Below are 17,030 nucleotides of genomic sequence, written 5' to 3' on the forward strand. Positions count from 1 at the left end.
GAAGTTCTGACGGCAGTTTTTATCGGATCATCGGGTTGAGTCACAGGGCGGATGCCCCTTCTTTATTATTATTTTTTCAGGGGCTACAGAATTACATGGAAATCGGTCTGCGGGAGTGGCTGATCGTCATCGGCATCATTGTTATCGCTGGCATTCTGTTTGATGGCTGGCGGCGCATGCGCGGTGGTAAAGGCAAGTTGAAATTCAAGTTGGACCGCAGTTTCTCCAACCTTCCGGACGACGACGGCGCCCCTGAATTGCTGGGCCCGCCGCGTGTTCTCGACCGCCACACTGAACCCAAAGTCGAAGAAGAAGATTTGCCGGCCATGAGCCCGCGCGAATTGAATCGTCGTCGCGGCAAAGTGGTTGAGCCAAGCCAAGGCGATTTGAATCTGGGCATCGAAGAGCCGGTGCCAACCCTGCTCAATCCGGTTGATGACGTTGAACCGAAAAAACGTAATCCCAGCGTGCCGCAAGACAGCAAAGACCTGCCGCCCGTAGAAGAAGTGTTGGTCATCAACGTAGTTGCCCGCGAAGGCGAAGGCTTTAATGGGCCGGCACTGTTGCAGAACATTTTGGAAAGTGGCCTGCGCTTTGGCGAGATGGATATCTTCCACCGTCACGAAAGCATGGCCGGCAATGGCGAAGTGTTGTTCTCCATGGCCAACGGGGTTAAACCCGGCACATTTGATTTGGACGATATCGACCACTTCAGCACCCGCGCCGTGAGTTTCTTCCTTGGCTTGCCGGGTCCGCGTCATCCTAAACAGGCATTTGATGTGATGGTTGCTGCGGCCCGTAAGTTGGCCCATGAATTGAGCGGCGAGTTGAAAGATGACCAACGCAGTGTGATGACTGCGCAAACCATCGAACACTATCGCCAGCGCATCGTTGAATTCGAGCGCAAAGCGCTGACCAATAAGCGCTGATAGCCAGCCGCTGTTTTTTGTAGGGAGCGAGCTTGCTCGCGAAGCTGTTAGAGCAATCGCCAGCAAGCTACCGCCTACGCAGATCTAGAATGACTGAGCAGCTTCGGCTGCTCTTTCGTTTCGAGACTTCCGTTATGACCGACGCCCAGACCGCCGCCACCCGTATCGCCCAACTGCGTAGCGAGTTGGACATGCACAACTACCGCTACCACGTGCTGGACGAACCGAGCATTCCGGACGCCGAGTACGACCGCCTGTTCCACGAGCTCAAGGCGCTGGAAGCCGAACATCCGGAACTGGTCAGCCCCGACTCGCCCACGCAACGCGTCGGCAGCCTGGCGCAGTCGGCCTTTGGCGAGGTGAAACACGAGGTGCCGATGCTCAGCCTCGGCAACGCCTTCGCTGAAGAAGACCTGCTGGATTTCGACCGCCGCGTGCGCGAAGGCCTGGCCGACGAACTTCCGGCCGGCGACCTGTTCGGTGCCGGTGCCACGGTGGAGTACAGCTGCGAACCCAAACTCGATGGCCTGGCCGTAAGCCTGCTGTACCGCGACGGTAAGCTGGTGCGCGGCGCCACGCGCGGGGACGGCAGCACCGGCGAAGACATCAGCGCCAACGTGCGCACGGTGCGCAACATCCCGCTCAAACTCCACGGCAGCGGTTGGCCCAGCGTGCTGGAGGTGCGCGGCGAAGTGTTTATGTCCCGCGCCGGCTTCGAACGCCTGAACGCCAGTCAGTTGGAGCAGGGCGGCAAGACCTTCGCCAACCCGCGCAACGCCGCCGCCGGCAGCCTGCGTCAGCTGGACTCCAGCATCACCGCCAAGCGCCCGCTGGAATTCTGCTGCTACGGCATCGGCCAGGTGCAAGGCGAATTACCCGACACCCACATCGGCATTCTTGACCGCGCTCAAAGGCTGGGGCATGCCCATCAGCCGCGAGCTGAAACTGGCCAAGGGCGCGCAGGAATGTTTGGACTACTACCGCGCCATCGGCGAGAAGCGCGACGCGCTGGCGTACGAAATCGACGGCGTGGTGTTCAAGGTCAACAACCTGGCCTGGCAGCGCGAGCTGGGCTTTCGCGCCCGCGAACCGCGTTGGGCCATCGCCCATAAATTTCCCGCCAGCGAAGAACTCACCGAACTGCTCGCCGTGGAATTCCAGGTCGGCCGCACCGGCGCGGTGACACCTGGTTGCGCGCTTGCGCCCGGTAAAAGTGGCGGGCGTGATGGTCGCCAACGCCACCTTGCACAACATGGACGAAGTGGCGCGCTTGGGCGTGATGGTCGGCGATACCGTGATCATCCGCCGTGCCGGCGACGTGATTCCGCAGGTGGTGCAAGTGGTGCTCGACCGCCGCCCTGCCGATGCCAAACCCGTGCACGTGCCGGAGCAGTGCCCGGTGTGCGGCTCGCACGTTGAGCGCACGCAACTGATCAAACGCAGCAAAGGCCGCGAAACCATCAGCGAAGGCGCGGTTTACCGCTGCGTTGGCCGCCTGGCGTGCGGCGCCCAGCTCAAGCAGGCGATCATCCACTTTGTGTCGCGCCGTGCCATGGACATCGACGGGCTGGGCGACAGAACTATTGAGCAGTTGGTGGACGAAGGCCTGATTCATTCGCCGGCTGATCTGTACAAACTGACCTTCGACCAGATTGTCGAACTCGAAGAGTTTCGCCGAGCTGTCGAGCAAAAACCTGCTGACCGCCATCGAAAACAGCCGCAAGCCGGACCTGGCCCGCTTCATCTTTTCCCTCGGCATTCCCGACGTCGGCGAAGAAACCGCCAAGGTGCTCGCCCGATCGGCTGGCCTCGGTGCAGCGCATCAAGCAAGCATTGCCCGAAGTGCTCACCTACCTGCCAGACGTGGGCCTGGAAGTGGCCTATGAAATTCATGAATTCTTCAGCGACAGCCACAACCAGAGCGTGATCGAGCAGCTTGAACAGGTGCTCGATATTCAGGGCCAGGGCGAACTGGGCGCCGAGTATGCCGCCAGCACCACACTGGCCGGGTTGCTGGACAAACTGCATATTGCTTCCGTTGGCCCTACCGGCGCGAAAACCCTAGCAGCCAAGCTTTGGCGAGTCGCTGCAAAAGGTGCTCGACGCCGACTGGCTCGACCTGCGCCAAGCCCTGAGTGAAAAGCCCGCGAATGCCGTGCGCGAGTTCTTCGCCGTCGCCGAAAACCGTGAACGCGCGCTGAAAATAGAAGCCGCAGCTGCGCGAATTTGGCATGCATTGGGACAGTGAAAAGCGCGTGGTCGAAGGGCTGCCGCTGGCTGGGCAAACCTGGGTACTGACCGGCAGCCTGGAAATCATGAGCCGCGACATCGCCAAGGAAAAACTGGAAAAGCCTGGGCGCCAAGGTGGCGGGTTCGGTGTCGGCGAAAACCACCTGCGTAGTGGCCGGGCCGGGAGCGGGTTCGAAGCTGGCTAAAGCCAATGAGCTGGGTGTGAAGGTGCTCGACGAAGCCGAGTTTTTGCGGGCGTTGGCGGGTATGGCATCGAGGCTTGACCCTGCTAACCAATCGCGGCTGAAGCCGCTCCTACAGATGGTGCACGTAGGAGCGGCTTTAGCCGCGATGCTGTTCAGCCAATCCTCAATTAATCGCGTCATTCAATGCCTTGGCCGGCACGTATTTGATGACTTTCTTCGCGGCAATTTCGATCGCCTTGCCGGTCTGCGGGTTGCGGCCGGTGCGGGCAGGGGCGGTCGGCGACTTTCAGTTTGCCAATGCCCGGCAGGGTGATTTCGTCGTAGTTCTCGAGCGCGTCGCTGACGATCTCGCTCAGTTGCTCCAACACGGCGCGCACGGTCGCCTTGGAGGCGTCGGTGGCTTCGGCGATATCGGTGATCAACTGGTCTTTGCTCATGGCCATGCTGGCTGTTCCTTTAAACGATTACGGAAAGGGTGCTGCGCGAAAGCCGGCACGCTAGCACAAAAGCCTTGGCCGATCAGGCACCTCGGGCATTTTTCCCTGCGACCTTCAGGCGCCGCCACGGCTGGCCGATAGCCTCACAAGCGTGGTGTGCGGCGGTGATCTCAGAATGCCTCCAACGCGCCCGATAAAAACGCGGCGAGCGTCTACGCTTGCAAAGAGTTGTTCTGTCGCTTGAGAATCATCATGCTGCGCGTGTTTGCCGACTTCGGGTTTCCGCTGGAAAATTGCCCTGCCCATTCTGGTGCTGGCGGTGCTGCTGGTACTGATGGGCGTGCTGGGGGTGCGAGGCATTACTCAGGTCGCCGATTCCAGCGGCAAACTGACCAACCGTTATCTGCCCGCCATCAGCTTGTTGCTCAATGCCGACCGCGATCTGTATCAAGCATTCGTGGCCGAACGCAGCTTCGCTTGATGAAGCCGCCGGCGAGCACATCGCCGGGCTGAAAACCTCCCATGGCGAGAACATGCAGCAGGCTTACGACCGCGTGCATAAATACGCCGCCATGGACCCCAGCCCCGAGGCCCAAGCCTTGGTCGCCCAGTTCGACCAGGGTTATGCGACATGGAAGGCCACCTCGCTCAATGTCGTGCAGCGCAGGCAGCGACCCTCGACGCCGCCAGCGCGCTGAGTTTTGGCACCAGTGAAACGCAGTTCGAAGCCATGCGTGACGCCATCGACAAGCTCGGCGAGCTGGAAGATGCCGCCGCCAATGCTGAAGGCACCGCCGCCATCACCCAAGGTAAAGAGCTCAGTTGGCAGCAAGGCGGCATCGTCGCGTTCGGCCTGCTGGTGTGCCTGATTCTGGTGGTGGGCTTCCCGATTCTGGTGACCCGTCCTCTGGAAAACCTGCTGCACCGCATCGAACAGATCGCCGATGGCGACGGCGATTTGCGCGTGCGCCTGGACGTGTTGTCCCGTGACGAGTTGGGCCAGCTAAGCGCGGCGTTCAACCGCTTCCTCGACAAGCTACAGCCGCTGATCAAAGAGGTTGGCCGCGTCACCGGCGAAGTGGCTGCCTCCGCGCAAAACCTGGCCGGCATGGCCGCCGCCAACGATCGCTTGATCAGCAGCGAACACGCCGCCGTCGACCAGGTCAGCACCGCCGCCACCGAAATGAGCGCAGCGGTCAATGAAGTCGCGCGCAACGCCCAGAACGCCGCTGACGCCGCGCGTACTGCCGAAGTGCAATCGCGCGAAGGCGCTCAGGTGGTCGGCGCGACCATTAGCGCCATGCGCCAGCTGGCCCAGGAGGTGGAAAGCGCTTCCGGCACCATCCAGACCCTTGAACAGGAAACCGCCAACATCGGCGCGGTGCTGGCGGTGATCAAAGGCATCGCCGAACAGACCAACTTACTCGCGCTGAACGCTGCTATCGAAGCCGCGCGGGCAGGGGAGCAGGGGCGCGGTTTTGCCGTGGTCGCTGATGAAGTGCGCGCCCTGGCTGCCCGCACGCAAGACTCGACCAAAGACATTCAGAACATGATCGAACGCTTGCAGGTGGGCGTGCAGAACGCCGTGAAGGCGATGGACTCGGGCAGCATCAAAGCGCGCGACAGCGTCGACCGCGCGGCGGGTGTCGACCAGATTTTGTCCGAATCCAGCGACTCGGTCGGACGCATCAACGACATGGCCGCGCAAATCGCCACCGCTTGCGAAGAGCAGAGCAGCGTCACCGAAGAAATCGCCCGCAACATCAGCGACATTCGCGAACTGTCCAACGAAGTGGGCCAGCACCTCGGAGCGAAGCACCGAGGCGAGTCAGCGGTTGTCGGAGTTGTCTTCGGGGTTGGCGAAATTGGTCGGCAGCTTCCGCGTCTAGCGCGATCCTTTGGTAGGAGCCACCTTGGCGGCTCCACAGCACAGTTGGCATAGCTGCGCTCAATACTTAACCGTTAATTTACGTATGGATTTGATAGCGTCCCGGTCATCTGGCTTTTCTACCGTGCGAGCTCCTTCATCGCCACGGAACCGCCATGAAACCTGTCTTTCTGCGCCTGACCTTAACCCTCGCCGCCGCCTGGCTGGCACCCGCTGTCCACGCCAGCGGGCTGGCTGATTTCACCCTGACACCCAACGCAGCCATTTCCGGCTACAACCGCGAGAACCTGACAGGCGTCACCCCGCAGCAATGCGCCGATGCGTGCGAAAGCACGGATCGCGCCGGCTGGTGCGTGTCGTTCGACTTCAACCGAACCACCAGCGCCTGCGACCTCAGCGACAAACGCGCCAGCGATGTGGGCGGGCTGAAAACCGACTACAGCGGCAACCCCTACGACCACTACTCGCTCAAGCCAGACCCGCTGGTAAATTTCTCGCGCGTCACCAACGCCGCCATTTCCGGCTACAACGTTGAGAATCTGAAAAACGTCACGCCTAAAGACTGCGCAACCGCCTGCACCGATGCCAGCCGCAGCAGCTGGTGCAAATCCTTCGACTTCAACAAAACCGCCAGCGCCTGCGACCTCAGCGACAAACGCGCCAGCGACGTCGGCGGGCTGAAAACTAACTACACCGGCAACCCGTACGACCACTATTTTCTGGTAGCTGGCGAGGGCGTCGCCAACCCGGTGCCCGGCAACAAACACGTGTTGTTTATTGGCATGGATGGCCTGCGTGGCGATGCCTTGTTCTGCCCGGGCTGCGCGGCCACGCCGGCCCTCAGTGCGTTGGCTGATGGTGGCGCGTTTCACCGCAACGTATTGGCTGGCGGCGTGCAAGACACCTTCAGCGGCCCTGGTTGGGCCACCGCCTTCACCGGGTTCTGGGCCAGCGCCCATGGCGTAACCAGCAACGCCACCGACCTGCCCATGCTCAAGCCGCACGTGTTCGACCTGCTGAAGCAGCAGTACCCGACCGCAACCGTTGGCGTGGTGGGCGACTGGTTCAACATCACCCATAACTTGAAGCCCGTAGGCGCTGACTTTGTGGTCGCCAACAGCGCGAAGAATTCCCAGCAGGCCACCGACACCGTGAAGGGCTGGCTTGGGTGGAAGAACCCGCCGACCGCGATTTTCTACTACCTGCACAACGTCGACATTCACGCCGCCAGCTACGAGCCGTTGAACGCGTTCTACCAGAGCAAAATCCGTGGCGAAGATGCGCAAATTCAACAAGTGCTCGACACCCTTGCTGCGCGTCCGAACTACGCCAACGAAGAATGGCTGATTGTGGTTGCCTCCGATCATGGCGGCACTGGTAGCGGTCACGGTGGCCAGAGCGCGGGCGAGCGCAGCACCATCCTGATCCTCAACAACAGCTACCAGAACCCCGGCAAAACCGCGTACTGCGTCGGCGACCTGAGCGCCACCCCGCTGTTGCAAGTGGATGGCGTGACGCCGCACGTCCTCGACTTCCTCGGCCTGCCGAACGCCACCGCCGGGAAAAAATACCCCGGCTGCGGACTCTAAGCCGTGCATCGCAAGTGCTTGTAGTGGATGCGTTTTTAAACCGCACGAGGCGGTTGTAAGTTCCAAACAAGCCGGTACAATGGCGCGGCCTTCAGCCTTGAAGGCACGCGTTATGGTGACCCCCCCATCGGTCCCCCCGCAACGATTACCCGTTAACCTGGTCAGGTCGGAAGGAAGCAGCCACAGCGGGAACATTGTGTGCCGGGGTGTGGCTGGTGGGGGTTGCCTCCTATCTCTAAGTCTATGTTTTTAAAGACTTATTTTCTTGCTAAAAATCTCGATGTGTGACACCTGTGTAGAACACTAGTGTGTTCCACTTCGAAGCATACATCGAGCGCTATAAAAAAAATCTTCGACCGCTATTTCCTAGCTAAGAAATTTTTTAACCAGCTCAGCTTCCGCCTCCGCCGCTCCGTTACGCGTTTTCGCATGGTGTTGAATAGCCAGCGGTTTACGTGTGCAAAATATTTGCGTTTGGTCATTCCATAGCTGTGGCTCATTTGGGCTGACACGTGGAATAATCTGTTGGCCCCAACTAGCATAAATGGGAAATATGAAGCTTGATTCTTCCACAATCATATATTTTGAATTTATAACGATAAAGTCAAGGAACGATGTCGATGATTGACGCAGCTATAGGGTCAGCAATTACAGCGCTGGTTAAAGAAGCCACCAAGCCGATTCTTAGTGGTGCGTATAGTTTAGGGAGAGATGCGCTTGAGAAACTTAAGGTCATTCTCAATAAGTGCTTTTCCGCTTACTTGGAGCGTAGTTATGAGAGATATTCAAAAACAAAGACTCTTTTGTATCGCGAGAAGCCAGTAAGTATTAAGGATTTTTATGTAAGAACTGATCTTAGTTTGGATGCAGAAAAAAAATTAGTGAAGATCGATTTATTGATCATATTAAAAAAAAATCGACGCATAGTGATTAGCGGTACGGTCGGTTCTGGCAAGTCGACGTTTTGCAAAAGTATATTTGTGGAGTTGGTGGAAAATCCTACGGATATAATTCCAATTTTCGTAGAATTGCGACATCTAAACAGTTCGGCAGGTTGCTCGTTAGAACAATATATCATCGGGGTGCTGAGTGACATCGAGCCAAGTTTCACCTCTGGGCAATTTGAGTACGCCTTTTTCTGATTGAGGAAGATTGCTTCTGATATTCGATGGGTTTGACGAGATAGATGGCGAGAAAAGGGAGGCCTATGAGCGTGAGCTTATGCGCATCTCAACAACTTATCATAAAGTTATGATCGTGGTTTCAAGTAGGCCTGATAAGAGATTTTATTCTTGGGAGGAGTTTTATACTTATGAGGTTCTTCCTCTGGATAAAGCTAAATCCACAGCGCTTATAAAAAAGCTGGAATACGATAATTTAGTAAGGGATAAATTTCTGGCTGCTCTGGAGTCGGAGCTTTATGACAAGCATCAAAGTTTTGCTAGCAATCCTTTGTTGTTGACTATGATGCTTCTCACGTACGAACAGATTGCAGAAATTCCTAATAAGATACATTTGTTTTACGAGCAAGCTTTTTTGACGCTTTTTAACAAGCACGACTCATTGAAAAGCTTTATATAAGAGAAAGTCTTTTTCAGGGCTTCCGTTGGATGAGTTTAAGCGCGTTTTATCGGCGTTTTGTGTACTGAGATACTCAGATAAGAAATATTATTTTTCTGAAGCAGAAATATCTAAGTTTTTAAAGAAAGCTGTACAGGTAAGCGGTATTAAGACTACCCCGGAGCTCTTCCTGAATGATCTTTCTTGATAGTGTCTCGCATAATGCAAAGAGATGGCATTGGCTTCGCATTTACCTTCACAGGTCTTTTTCAGGAATATTTTGCAGCTTTTGTTTCTTGTCAATTTATCTTCTGGAAGCAAATTTGAAATTTTCGAGAAAATTGCTTTTGTCAATGATCGCGATCTTGTCATCTCCATGATTATGGATATGAACCAGCGATGTCCTTGGAGCAAGAATGGATTCATTCCGAGGTTGAAAAACTTTTTGGTGGCGTGCGATGCCTTTCCCTCTACGAATGAAGGTCGCTTAGCCAGACTCATAAAATTTTATCAATCAATTTTTGCTTCAATCCATAGAGGCGATAAGCAATCTATTGCCTATCGATTCTCACGACGATCAGAGCGATGATACCCATTTCATATACATCGTTAGTCGCTTGTATGGTCAAGAACTTTCGAAAGTCTACAAAAAAGCATAAAAAAATGCTGTCTCATGATTTGGAGTGAGTGTGACGAGCTTCTGCGTTTAGATATTTTATGCATCCGCAGACGAACAGGCGGTTTTGGATTTGGATTTGGAGAAGCTCTCCGCCGCTACAAAGAATAGGCTCACTAAAGCCGGTACAACTCAAGTTTCTGATCTGTTATGGATCTACGCGAAAATGAAGTTAGATGCTTTGAAGAAAAAGCATGATAAAAAAGAAAAAAGATTTAACTAGTTTGTTGCTTGGAAGTGGCCGTGTGTGATGTGTTGCGTTTCTGGATTGAAGAAACTGTGGAGTCTTGCGGTATGCAAGTGAAAATCTAATTTTTGAATGCGTAAGCGGATCAGTATGCCTGAGGATCAAAAGCAGTTAAAATTTTCGCAACGTATGGAGCCTCTGAAAACTCCGTGCGAATTGCTCAGATTAACAGTATTGATGCTTCTATTATGAATAGTCTTTGGAATTTTTTAATCGCCGAACTATTCGGTGGCTTTAACTCTAGAGATAAAAATAATAGCGATGGACTCAGAAGTTCAAATTTTTACAGAATTCGCTATCTTTCTACCATGCTGGCTTTTATAAGGGGTTCCTGTAGATACTTTCCCACTCTGTGGTCTGCGTCCAAAGCTGCTGTTAGAGAGAGCTTTACTTCAAAATGAGTTGGTAAAAAATTTACTGTTTTCTAGAGTTTATGGTGGGCCTCAATTATAGAAGGCTCGGTCTCAACGGGATGCAAGGCTACAACCGGCTGCGCGGTTTGCTCCTAAAAGATAGAGTATTGTGAAAGAACCCCGCTTCGGAAGGGGTTCGTGTCAGCTATCTTCGTGGGGAAACTTCGACGAGCCGCTGCGTGATACGTCTGTAATCTCAATTCCCATGCGAGCCAAAAGGTCATCAAGGAACACGGATTCTTCTTGCGCCAATAGGTCTTTGTGATCGCCAAGCTCACGTTCGATAACCACAAATTTAACGGCGAGAGGGTTGGGCACCAGCCGTGTTTCGATATTCACGGAATGCTCTTGGCCATTGCGCATATAGCTGATTTTAGTCTCCACTCCCGCTGGCCCTCCCTTAGACTTGAAGCGAAGCGGTGAGCATAGCAATCAGGGGGCGACGTGTCTGCCACGCGCTTGTCGCACATCAGTACATTTAGCCATCAAAAACTTCCTGCCCGCCCGCTGAAAACCGCGACTTTATGCGCGTGGGCGCTATCACTGGGAGAGGAATATCGGTTCGCTCTCAGATGGTCCTAACAGGCACAATATGGCCAGCCTTAGGCCGACCATTTTCTCGAATATCGCACTGTATTTTTGACGGTGTATGAGACGCCATCCGTACACTGTAAGAGCCGTTCGGGCAGCAGGTATGGAAAGGGTTAGGCTTTGCTTTCGCGCTTGATACGGTACACGGTAGCCACACCTACATCAGAAAGCTTGGCGATCTTGTCTGCGGACATCGTCGGATGGTCACGCATCAGTTTTTTAACCTCTTCCCACTTTGCCAAGTCCTTGCTTTTGCCTGTTGGTTTCCAGTCCGGCTCAACAGCCTTCTTGTTTTCAATCCTGACGGATACGCTCAACGCGCTTCTCTTGATCGAGTCTTGCCATGGTAGCCATAAGGTCAATCAACATTGAATTGATAACCTGCATGATCTGCCCAGTAATGCCGTTGTCGTCGATCAATTGGTGGCTGGTGGGAAGGTCCACAACTACTAAACGCAATCCTTTAGCTTGAATAGTAGCCTTGAGGTTTGCCCAGTCGCCTTGAGAAAGACGAGAAAGACGGTCAACCGACTCAACCAACAAAACATCACCTTTTTCTGAGTTGCTGAGGAGGTGGGTAAGCTCAGGACGTTCCAGCTTGGTGCCTGAAATGTTCTCGGCATACACGCCAGCCACTACCAACCCGTGTTCAGAAGCAAACTGTTCCAGCAATTGACGCGCTCGGTTTGCGTCCTGATCTTTGGTTGATGCTCGGAGATAGAGGTGGGTGTTCATGCTGCTATCCTTTAGCCTATCGTTTGATGGCTCTATGATAATGCGATCATTAAGCTATCGTCGATAGTTATTTGATAGCTGTCGACAGGCGGCTATACGACTACCAAAGAAGTAGAGTGCTTTGATAGGTAAATTGTTGATGACTTGTCTTCCCGCTACAGAGGATGGCAATCTGCCTTTATTGATGGCTAGCGAGGGCGAAAGCATGAAGGACGGTCACGAAATCGAGTTACGTCAAGATTCGGCTGTGTTGTTGCGAAATAGGTTGGAGAGCAACCGGCAGCTGCTGAGGGAGTCTACCGCTCAGAGCGAAAAAAATCGTTCGTCCGTTGATGCTCTACGCAAAGAACTCCGAGGGAGCTTTAATTCGCTCTAAAGAACTTGAGTCTGGTCGAGGCGTACTTCTAGGCGCTGAGGTGGTCCCATACGTATCTACGAATTTTGGTTAGAGTTTCCCGGCTTCAGCGGTCCGATTCGTGGGGGCATCTGCTCAGTTAGTGGAGCATGGCAGCCTAAGCCATGTAAGCGATGTTAGTAGTAAGCAGAAGAGCGGTTTAGGAGGCGCAGTCGTTGGCGGGCTACTCCTAGGTCCATTGGGTGCGGCTGCCGGAGCACTTGCTACCCGCAAAAACGAAGTCAAAACCGATATACGTACGGTGGACACGCGCCAGATCGAGTTTCAGATCGTAGGCCCCGGCTATGCTTGGTCGACAATTGCCCAATACGGATCGGCAGATAGGCTCCGCAAGCTTCGGGACATGATCGTCTCCAGAGGTTCGGTCACTGAAACCTCTCAGAGTCTGCTCCAATATCAACAAGCCGTAGTAGCAGACCTGCGTATTCGGGCAGCTACCTCCGGTGAAGCTTTTCAGGTTTCCGAGCAGGAAAAGCAGCAACGGAAGGTGGCTTGTGATGAGGTATGGCAGGAGTACCACGCAGCACGATTGCCGTTGTGGGCGGATTTGAAATTCCGTTGGGGGTGCACGTCCTTAGCCAAATCGAGCTGCTGCCATCCTGCTTGGACCGATATTGATTGCACTGCTAGCATCTCTTTTCGTATATGCCCGCGCTGAAGCCAACTTCACGTTGACCGTACAGGTTTCGCTGCTTGCGTTATTAGCGATAGTGAGCTGGATCAGTGCTTTCGCATATTTTTTGAAACGCTTCAGGTTCTAACTCATAGGTTTTGGCCCGCCCTCATCAACCTTTACTCCCGAAAAGATTTCCGAGGTTTCCGCTTTCCCTTGCGAACTTCCTCGCTTTTTCAGGAAGCGGTGAACGGACGCTTCCACAGGATCGGATATTACGTCTTCAGCATTAGCGCCCTTCGGCGCCGGTTCGCCCCTGTTCGCTAGCCACGCTGTCAACTCTTCCAGTCGCTTAGTTGGAGAATGAGAATCCTCAGCCGCTTCCACAGGGTTGTCTGTACAGGTGCTTTCGGCTGGTCGTTTGGGCAGACGCTTCATCTTCATTAAGCTCTCGGCGACAGTCATACCGACACCCCAAGAATCTCAGCAGCTTGAATTCTCGCAGCGGCTAGTTTGTCCGCCCGGTCTGCTTCAATGGCCTTAGCGTCACGCTCCTCAGCCTCTGAAATCAATCTGTTAGCCATCAGATCAACGCTGCGTCGTGCTTCGGCTTCAAGATAGGTTGTATATGCAACATTCACCTTTGCAGAAATCTCAGCCAATTCTGATTTGATAAGCTTTGCAGGCTTCACGAATCTAGCCATGAACTGACATCCAGTCATTAGAGGCGATACCATAGGCAAGAACTCAGCATCCAAAACAAACCCCCGCTGATTCAAAATTTCGAAGTTCAGTAATGAAGTCTAAGAAATCATAACTTTCTAACATTACATATGGATTGTGCTTGCTGTGTGTTTTGCTGATTCGTTTCTGAAGTTCTTTCTGGTCAAATACTTCAGGCACGAATGTTCCGTAGATATTACTCATATTGTTAATTTCCTGTGTTGTGTTGGCGACCGGGCAGTCGCTGATGTGTGCAGCAAGCTGCGTGTGTGTGTAACGGCGGACGCCGATACGCATATCCGAAGATATGTATGGTGGCTCCTAAACGGAGCTCAACGATTCGTTTGAAAGCGATACGATTAAAAGCAGGAGTACTATTGATAAGCCGCTAGCGGCCATTAGAGCGCTAGGTAGGAAGGCCAGTAAGGCCCCTAGCGCCATTAAGCTGTTGCTCTTAATAGACTTGTTATCGTATAGCTTTTCAAAGGCCGCTAGCGGCTAGAGCAAGAAACATTTGGCTAGCTGGCCTGTATGGCTTGTAATTGGCCGCTAGCGGCTTGAGAAAGAAGCTATTTGGGCTAGGGGCCTGTATGGCCTGCATTCCTAGCCCGAACGACTTCAAGTACTACTTAGCCTGTCTGGCCACGTAGTGGCTGTTATGATCCGTGGCAATTAACCATGGTGTTATTATATATGCGGCCGAATTACTCCCCCCCCGTTATACATGAAAGCCAAGCGCCTCACGCCACCTGCAAATCTGTCACCATTGCCTGCATCTCGTCTCGCCACTTCCTAATAGTCTTTGCTGAGACGCCGGTGCTTCGCTCAATGGCTTTTACTGCTACGTTTTTTAACAGCATTTCCAACACGTCCGGCTTCTTTGTGTGCAATTTTCTGGTTGGTAGTTGTATGACCGCAGGGGAATGACGGCAATCTACTGACCACTCTTCCTCGTACTCTTCCGCAGTGCGAAACTGAGTCAGGGTTCGAAGGCCGTTCTCTAGATCGAATTGCTCTTGATAACTTGGAGCGCGCATCTCATCACAGTCATCCCATTCACAAGGTTTCGGTTCTTGCCTAACATCCTCCATCTCACTGATTAGTGATTGGGGGCGACAAGCCATCATTCTCGGAATGATCAGCTCGATTGCTTTGACATAACGTCTAGCATGCCTTTCCCTCAGTCGCAGCAAGTTCTCCACGGTTTCATTGGTGACAATTTTAACTGTCTCAAGAATCAGGGCTAGTCTACCTACAGACAGCGGTATCGACCTGCCGCCAGTTTCAATAGGTTGGTCATGCCAGTCGAGCCGTGCTATGCCCTCAATAATATCCATAGCAAACGCAGGATAGCGTCCCCAATACGTCAGGGCGCCGAGGAAACCGTAAAACGGATTATTGATTATTTTCGGTTTTCGTCCTTGCTCGCCCTTCGGTTCGCGGTTTTCCTTGACCTTGAATACGGGTGTATTGTCGGTAAGCCACTGGTCAGCATTTACTGAAAAGCGCGCACTCAAAACTTCGAGTTCTGCTGGTGAAAGAAGATTGGGTGATGTGTGTGGTTCTGTATCGGATAACGATTTAGAGATAAGTGCACTTGTCATCGATGGTTCTCCTTGTTGTAATTACTTCATAGGCTTGTGCCTCGTTAAGTTTTGCGTTTATTTAGAGCGAATAATTCGAAGCGGCATTAAGACGCCTGCTTCCTTGTCGCCTTGTACTGTTTTGTGCTTGCACGCATTGGAGCAGTAGCGCTTTGTATTGCGGACCATTTTGAACGGTTGTGCACATTGCATGCACTGTCTAACGAGAGCCATATGGCCTCCTTAATATGAGACGGTAAGGATTGCTGGACAACAAAAAGGGGCATTTAAGCCCCTTAAGGTCGTGCAGCACTTACACAGGATACTGACTAGAGAGTGGCCTCTCTAGTAGCGTAAGCCGTTGAACTCTCCCATTCTCGGGCTTACAGGGAGAAGCTTAACTAGGAGTCAGCAAGTTAAGCTTCTGCATTCCAGTCGCGACGACATGAAGCAACTGAAATGGTGTTTTTTTAAACAGGCAAAAGTTCTACCAATCCAAGCCCATCTTACCATGAAAAGTGCTTCGTGTCAATAGGCAACTCACAATTAAATCACTAAAGCAACAACTTTTTTATTTTATTTTAAAAGAAATCCGTAAACTTCTTTCTACTATCAAATATCGGTCATACCCAAACCTAAAAGTGCATTTATACGGCTCTATGAGGTCTTTATAGAGGCGTATAGTAAATATTGGTATGTAGGTAGCTGGTATATAGCTTCGTGCGTAAAAATGACCTTTCCGGCTGATATATGCGAGGGAGAAAATGGCCAGTTAAACATTGTGAGGTGTCTGCCCCGTAAACTCGGGGCTTTATGATGGGGGAGCATGTTTTTATAGGCGAAGGAAGCGAGAACGCAACGTTGTTTCCACCTGTTCTATCAATTGTTTTCCGATGCTAATTCAGTCTATTTATAGCCTCGCTCATCGCTTTAGTCAGTGCTCTACTACCATATATGCCGAATGTCACGGAGCTGTCTTCATGTCCGACCATGCGTTTGATCAGTGAGTCCTGTACCTCAGCATCGCGCAGGTCATCAATGAATGTGTGCCTGAAGCTGTGAAAAGTTTTCCGTGGATCACCAATGCCATGTCTAAGCTTGTATTTGCCGAACCACTTCGACGGGGCGTGTCCAAGCTTGTCCCGCACCCGAACTAATTCAGGAAACAGCCTGACTTCGCCGGTGGTCCTTCGTGACTGGGCGTAATCGAGCAGTCCGAGCTGTACTAGTTCGCTATGTATAGGGAGCATTCTCCGACTCGATTCAGTCTTTAGTCTCTGGCCATCAAACTTGTCATCCACACGTATGCACTGGATGCCCTGTACCTCGATCAGGTCATCAATGTGGAGCTGACAGATTTCCTCCAATCGGCAGCCAGTGAAACGAGCAATCAGAGGAAGCCAATACCTCCAAGGGTGTTTCTTGGCTTCCTGCTTGAGGCTTGCCAAATTGAGCAGCTTGCTTAGGTCTTCAGGCGCAAACGAAATGCGGGCGTCTTTCACTGCTCCCGTCATCACCCTCAATCCTGAAAGCGGGTTTTCGGTTATGTATCCGTTGCTCTTGCACCAGTTGAGGAAGGCTGTCTGTTTGCGCAAGCGGTTGTTAACGGTGACGGAGGTTATCGCTTGGTATTTCCTTCCCGAGTCGATCACCTGCCGCAGCGTCTCTCCTTTGAACTCTGGCTTGAGGTCGAAGTATTGAGGGCAGCGGCTGAGTCGGTCTTTTAGCAATCTTGCTTGGTCTGGCCCAAAGGCAGTGGCTGGCATATCACCCATCAAGTCGAAGAAATTGGCCAAGGCCCTCTCCACTTCGAAAGTGCTCACTGTTCTCCAAATGCCACCTCGTTTGCCTTCCTCGAGATACAGCTTTGCCAGCGTACTCAGAGGTGTGCTGTGGGTTGCGAGTAGCGCATTGGCAGATGCTTTAGGTGTGGGCGAAGAGGGTAGGCGAGCTTCTACGGTCGGGGTCCCGGCTAGCCATTGGATACACAGCGAGCGTAGTGAATTTAGATCAATCAGGGGGTGGCTGGTGATGTGGTTATGCACCTTGCGAGCGACTTCAGCGGCAATGAAAAAGAGCGGTTTTCCTATCTCTCACGCCCAGACTCATTCTCAATGTGTGACAGCTGCGGGAGTGCTGCTTTGGCAGGCGGAGGTTTAGGTAGTAGAGGGCTCCGCGCCGGATGATGTAGGCCAT

11 protein-coding genes, 1 other RNA gene and 5 pseudogenes are annotated in these 17,030 nt (G+C 53.0%); 10 read left to right on the forward strand and 7 right to left on the reverse strand.

The window, feature by feature from the left end; all coding sequences use genetic code 11:
* The first annotated feature begins 95 nt into the window (after positions 1-95).
* Both zipA and ligA read left to right on the forward strand, forming a co-directional pair.
* Complete coding sequence (gene zipA, locus ACZZZP_RS07070) at positions 96-929, forward strand: cell division protein ZipA (protein WP_463382257.1); 834 nt, start codon at positions 96-98, stop codon at positions 927-929.
* 134 nt (positions 930-1,063) lie between these two features.
* Positions 1,064-3,442, forward strand: a pseudogene (ligA, locus tag ACZZZP_RS07075) (NAD-dependent DNA ligase LigA).
* An 85-nt stretch (positions 3,443-3,527) separates the two neighbouring features.
* On the opposite strand, the pseudogene ACZZZP_RS07080 reads toward ligA, so the two are convergent.
* Positions 3,528-3,807: pseudogene (locus tag ACZZZP_RS07080) on the reverse strand (HU family DNA-binding protein).
* 259 nt (positions 3,808-4,066) lie between these two features.
* Here ACZZZP_RS07080 and ACZZZP_RS07085 point away from each other — a divergent pair.
* The 8 genes and pseudogenes from ACZZZP_RS07085 (at position 4,067) to ACZZZP_RS07120 (ending at position 8,859) form a co-directional block, all read left to right on the forward strand.
* The gene (locus tag ACZZZP_RS07085) at positions 4,067-4,282 is read left to right on the forward strand and encodes a hypothetical protein (protein WP_463536399.1); all 216 of its coding nucleotides are present in this window, start codon (positions 4,067-4,069) and stop codon (positions 4,280-4,282) included.
* Positions 4,230-4,499, forward strand: coding sequence for a hypothetical protein (locus ACZZZP_RS07090; protein ID WP_463536400.1), 270 nt, complete (start codon positions 4,230-4,232; stop codon positions 4,497-4,499). Before ACZZZP_RS07085 ends, ACZZZP_RS07090 begins: the two co-directional genes overlap by 53 nt.
* Positions 4,500-4,531: 32 nt before the next feature.
* Positions 4,532-4,783: pseudogene (locus ACZZZP_RS07095) on the forward strand (methyl-accepting chemotaxis protein); the annotation flags it as partial.
* Between the two features lie 201 nt (positions 4,784-4,984).
* Positions 4,985-5,743 carry a methyl-accepting chemotaxis protein gene (locus ACZZZP_RS07100; RefSeq protein ID WP_463536937.1) on the forward strand — a complete coding sequence of 253 codons (759 nt, stop codon included), beginning with the start codon at positions 4,985-4,987 and terminating at the stop codon, positions 5,741-5,743.
* Positions 5,744-5,844: 101 nt separating this feature from the next.
* The gene (locus tag ACZZZP_RS07105; protein ID WP_463382259.1) at positions 5,845-7,278 is read left to right on the forward strand and encodes a PAN domain-containing protein; all 1,434 of its coding nucleotides are present in this window, start codon (positions 5,845-5,847) and stop codon (positions 7,276-7,278) included.
* Positions 7,279-7,403: 125 nt separating this feature from the next.
* Positions 7,404-7,499, forward strand: an RNA gene (gene ffs / locus ACZZZP_RS07110) — signal recognition particle sRNA small type.
* A 399-nt stretch (positions 7,500-7,898) separates the two neighbouring features.
* Complete coding sequence (locus tag ACZZZP_RS07115) at positions 7,899-8,420, forward strand: hypothetical protein (protein WP_463536401.1); 522 nt, start codon at positions 7,899-7,901, stop codon at positions 8,418-8,420.
* A gap of 10 nt (positions 8,421-8,430) precedes the next feature.
* A complete protein-coding gene (locus tag ACZZZP_RS07120; protein WP_463536402.1) occupies positions 8,431-8,859 on the forward strand; it encodes an NACHT domain-containing protein in 429 nt (142 codons plus the stop codon).
* Positions 8,860-10,315: 1,456 nt separating this feature from the next.
* On the opposite strand, the gene ACZZZP_RS07125 is transcribed toward ACZZZP_RS07120, so the two are convergent.
* From ACZZZP_RS07125 to ACZZZP_RS07150, 6 genes and pseudogenes are all read right to left on the reverse strand, one after another.
* Positions 10,316-10,513, reverse strand: coding sequence for a hypothetical protein (locus ACZZZP_RS07125; RefSeq protein WP_463382262.1), 198 nt, complete (start codon positions 10,511-10,513; stop codon positions 10,316-10,318).
* 365 nt (positions 10,514-10,878) lie between these two features.
* Positions 10,879-11,500: pseudogene (locus tag ACZZZP_RS07130) on the reverse strand (recombinase family protein).
* Positions 11,501-12,989: 1,489 nt separating this feature from the next.
* Positions 12,990-13,232 carry a hypothetical protein gene (locus ACZZZP_RS07135; RefSeq protein ID WP_463536403.1) on the reverse strand — a complete coding sequence of 81 codons (243 nt, stop codon included), beginning with the start codon at positions 13,230-13,232 and terminating at the stop codon, positions 12,990-12,992.
* A gap of 43 nt (positions 13,233-13,275) precedes the next feature.
* A complete protein-coding gene (locus ACZZZP_RS07140) occupies positions 13,276-13,548 on the reverse strand; it encodes a hypothetical protein (protein WP_463536404.1) in 273 nt (90 codons plus the stop codon).
* Between the two features lie 443 nt (positions 13,549-13,991).
* Positions 13,992-14,855 (reverse strand): helix-turn-helix domain-containing protein, encoded by an 864-nt coding sequence (locus ACZZZP_RS07145; protein ID WP_463382266.1) that lies wholly within the window; start codon positions 14,853-14,855, stop codon positions 13,992-13,994.
* Between the two features lie 875 nt (positions 14,856-15,730).
* Positions 15,731-17,030 (reverse strand): annotated as a pseudogene (locus ACZZZP_RS07150) (site-specific integrase).

This window comes from Pseudomonas sp. AC211, assembly GCF_979258055.1.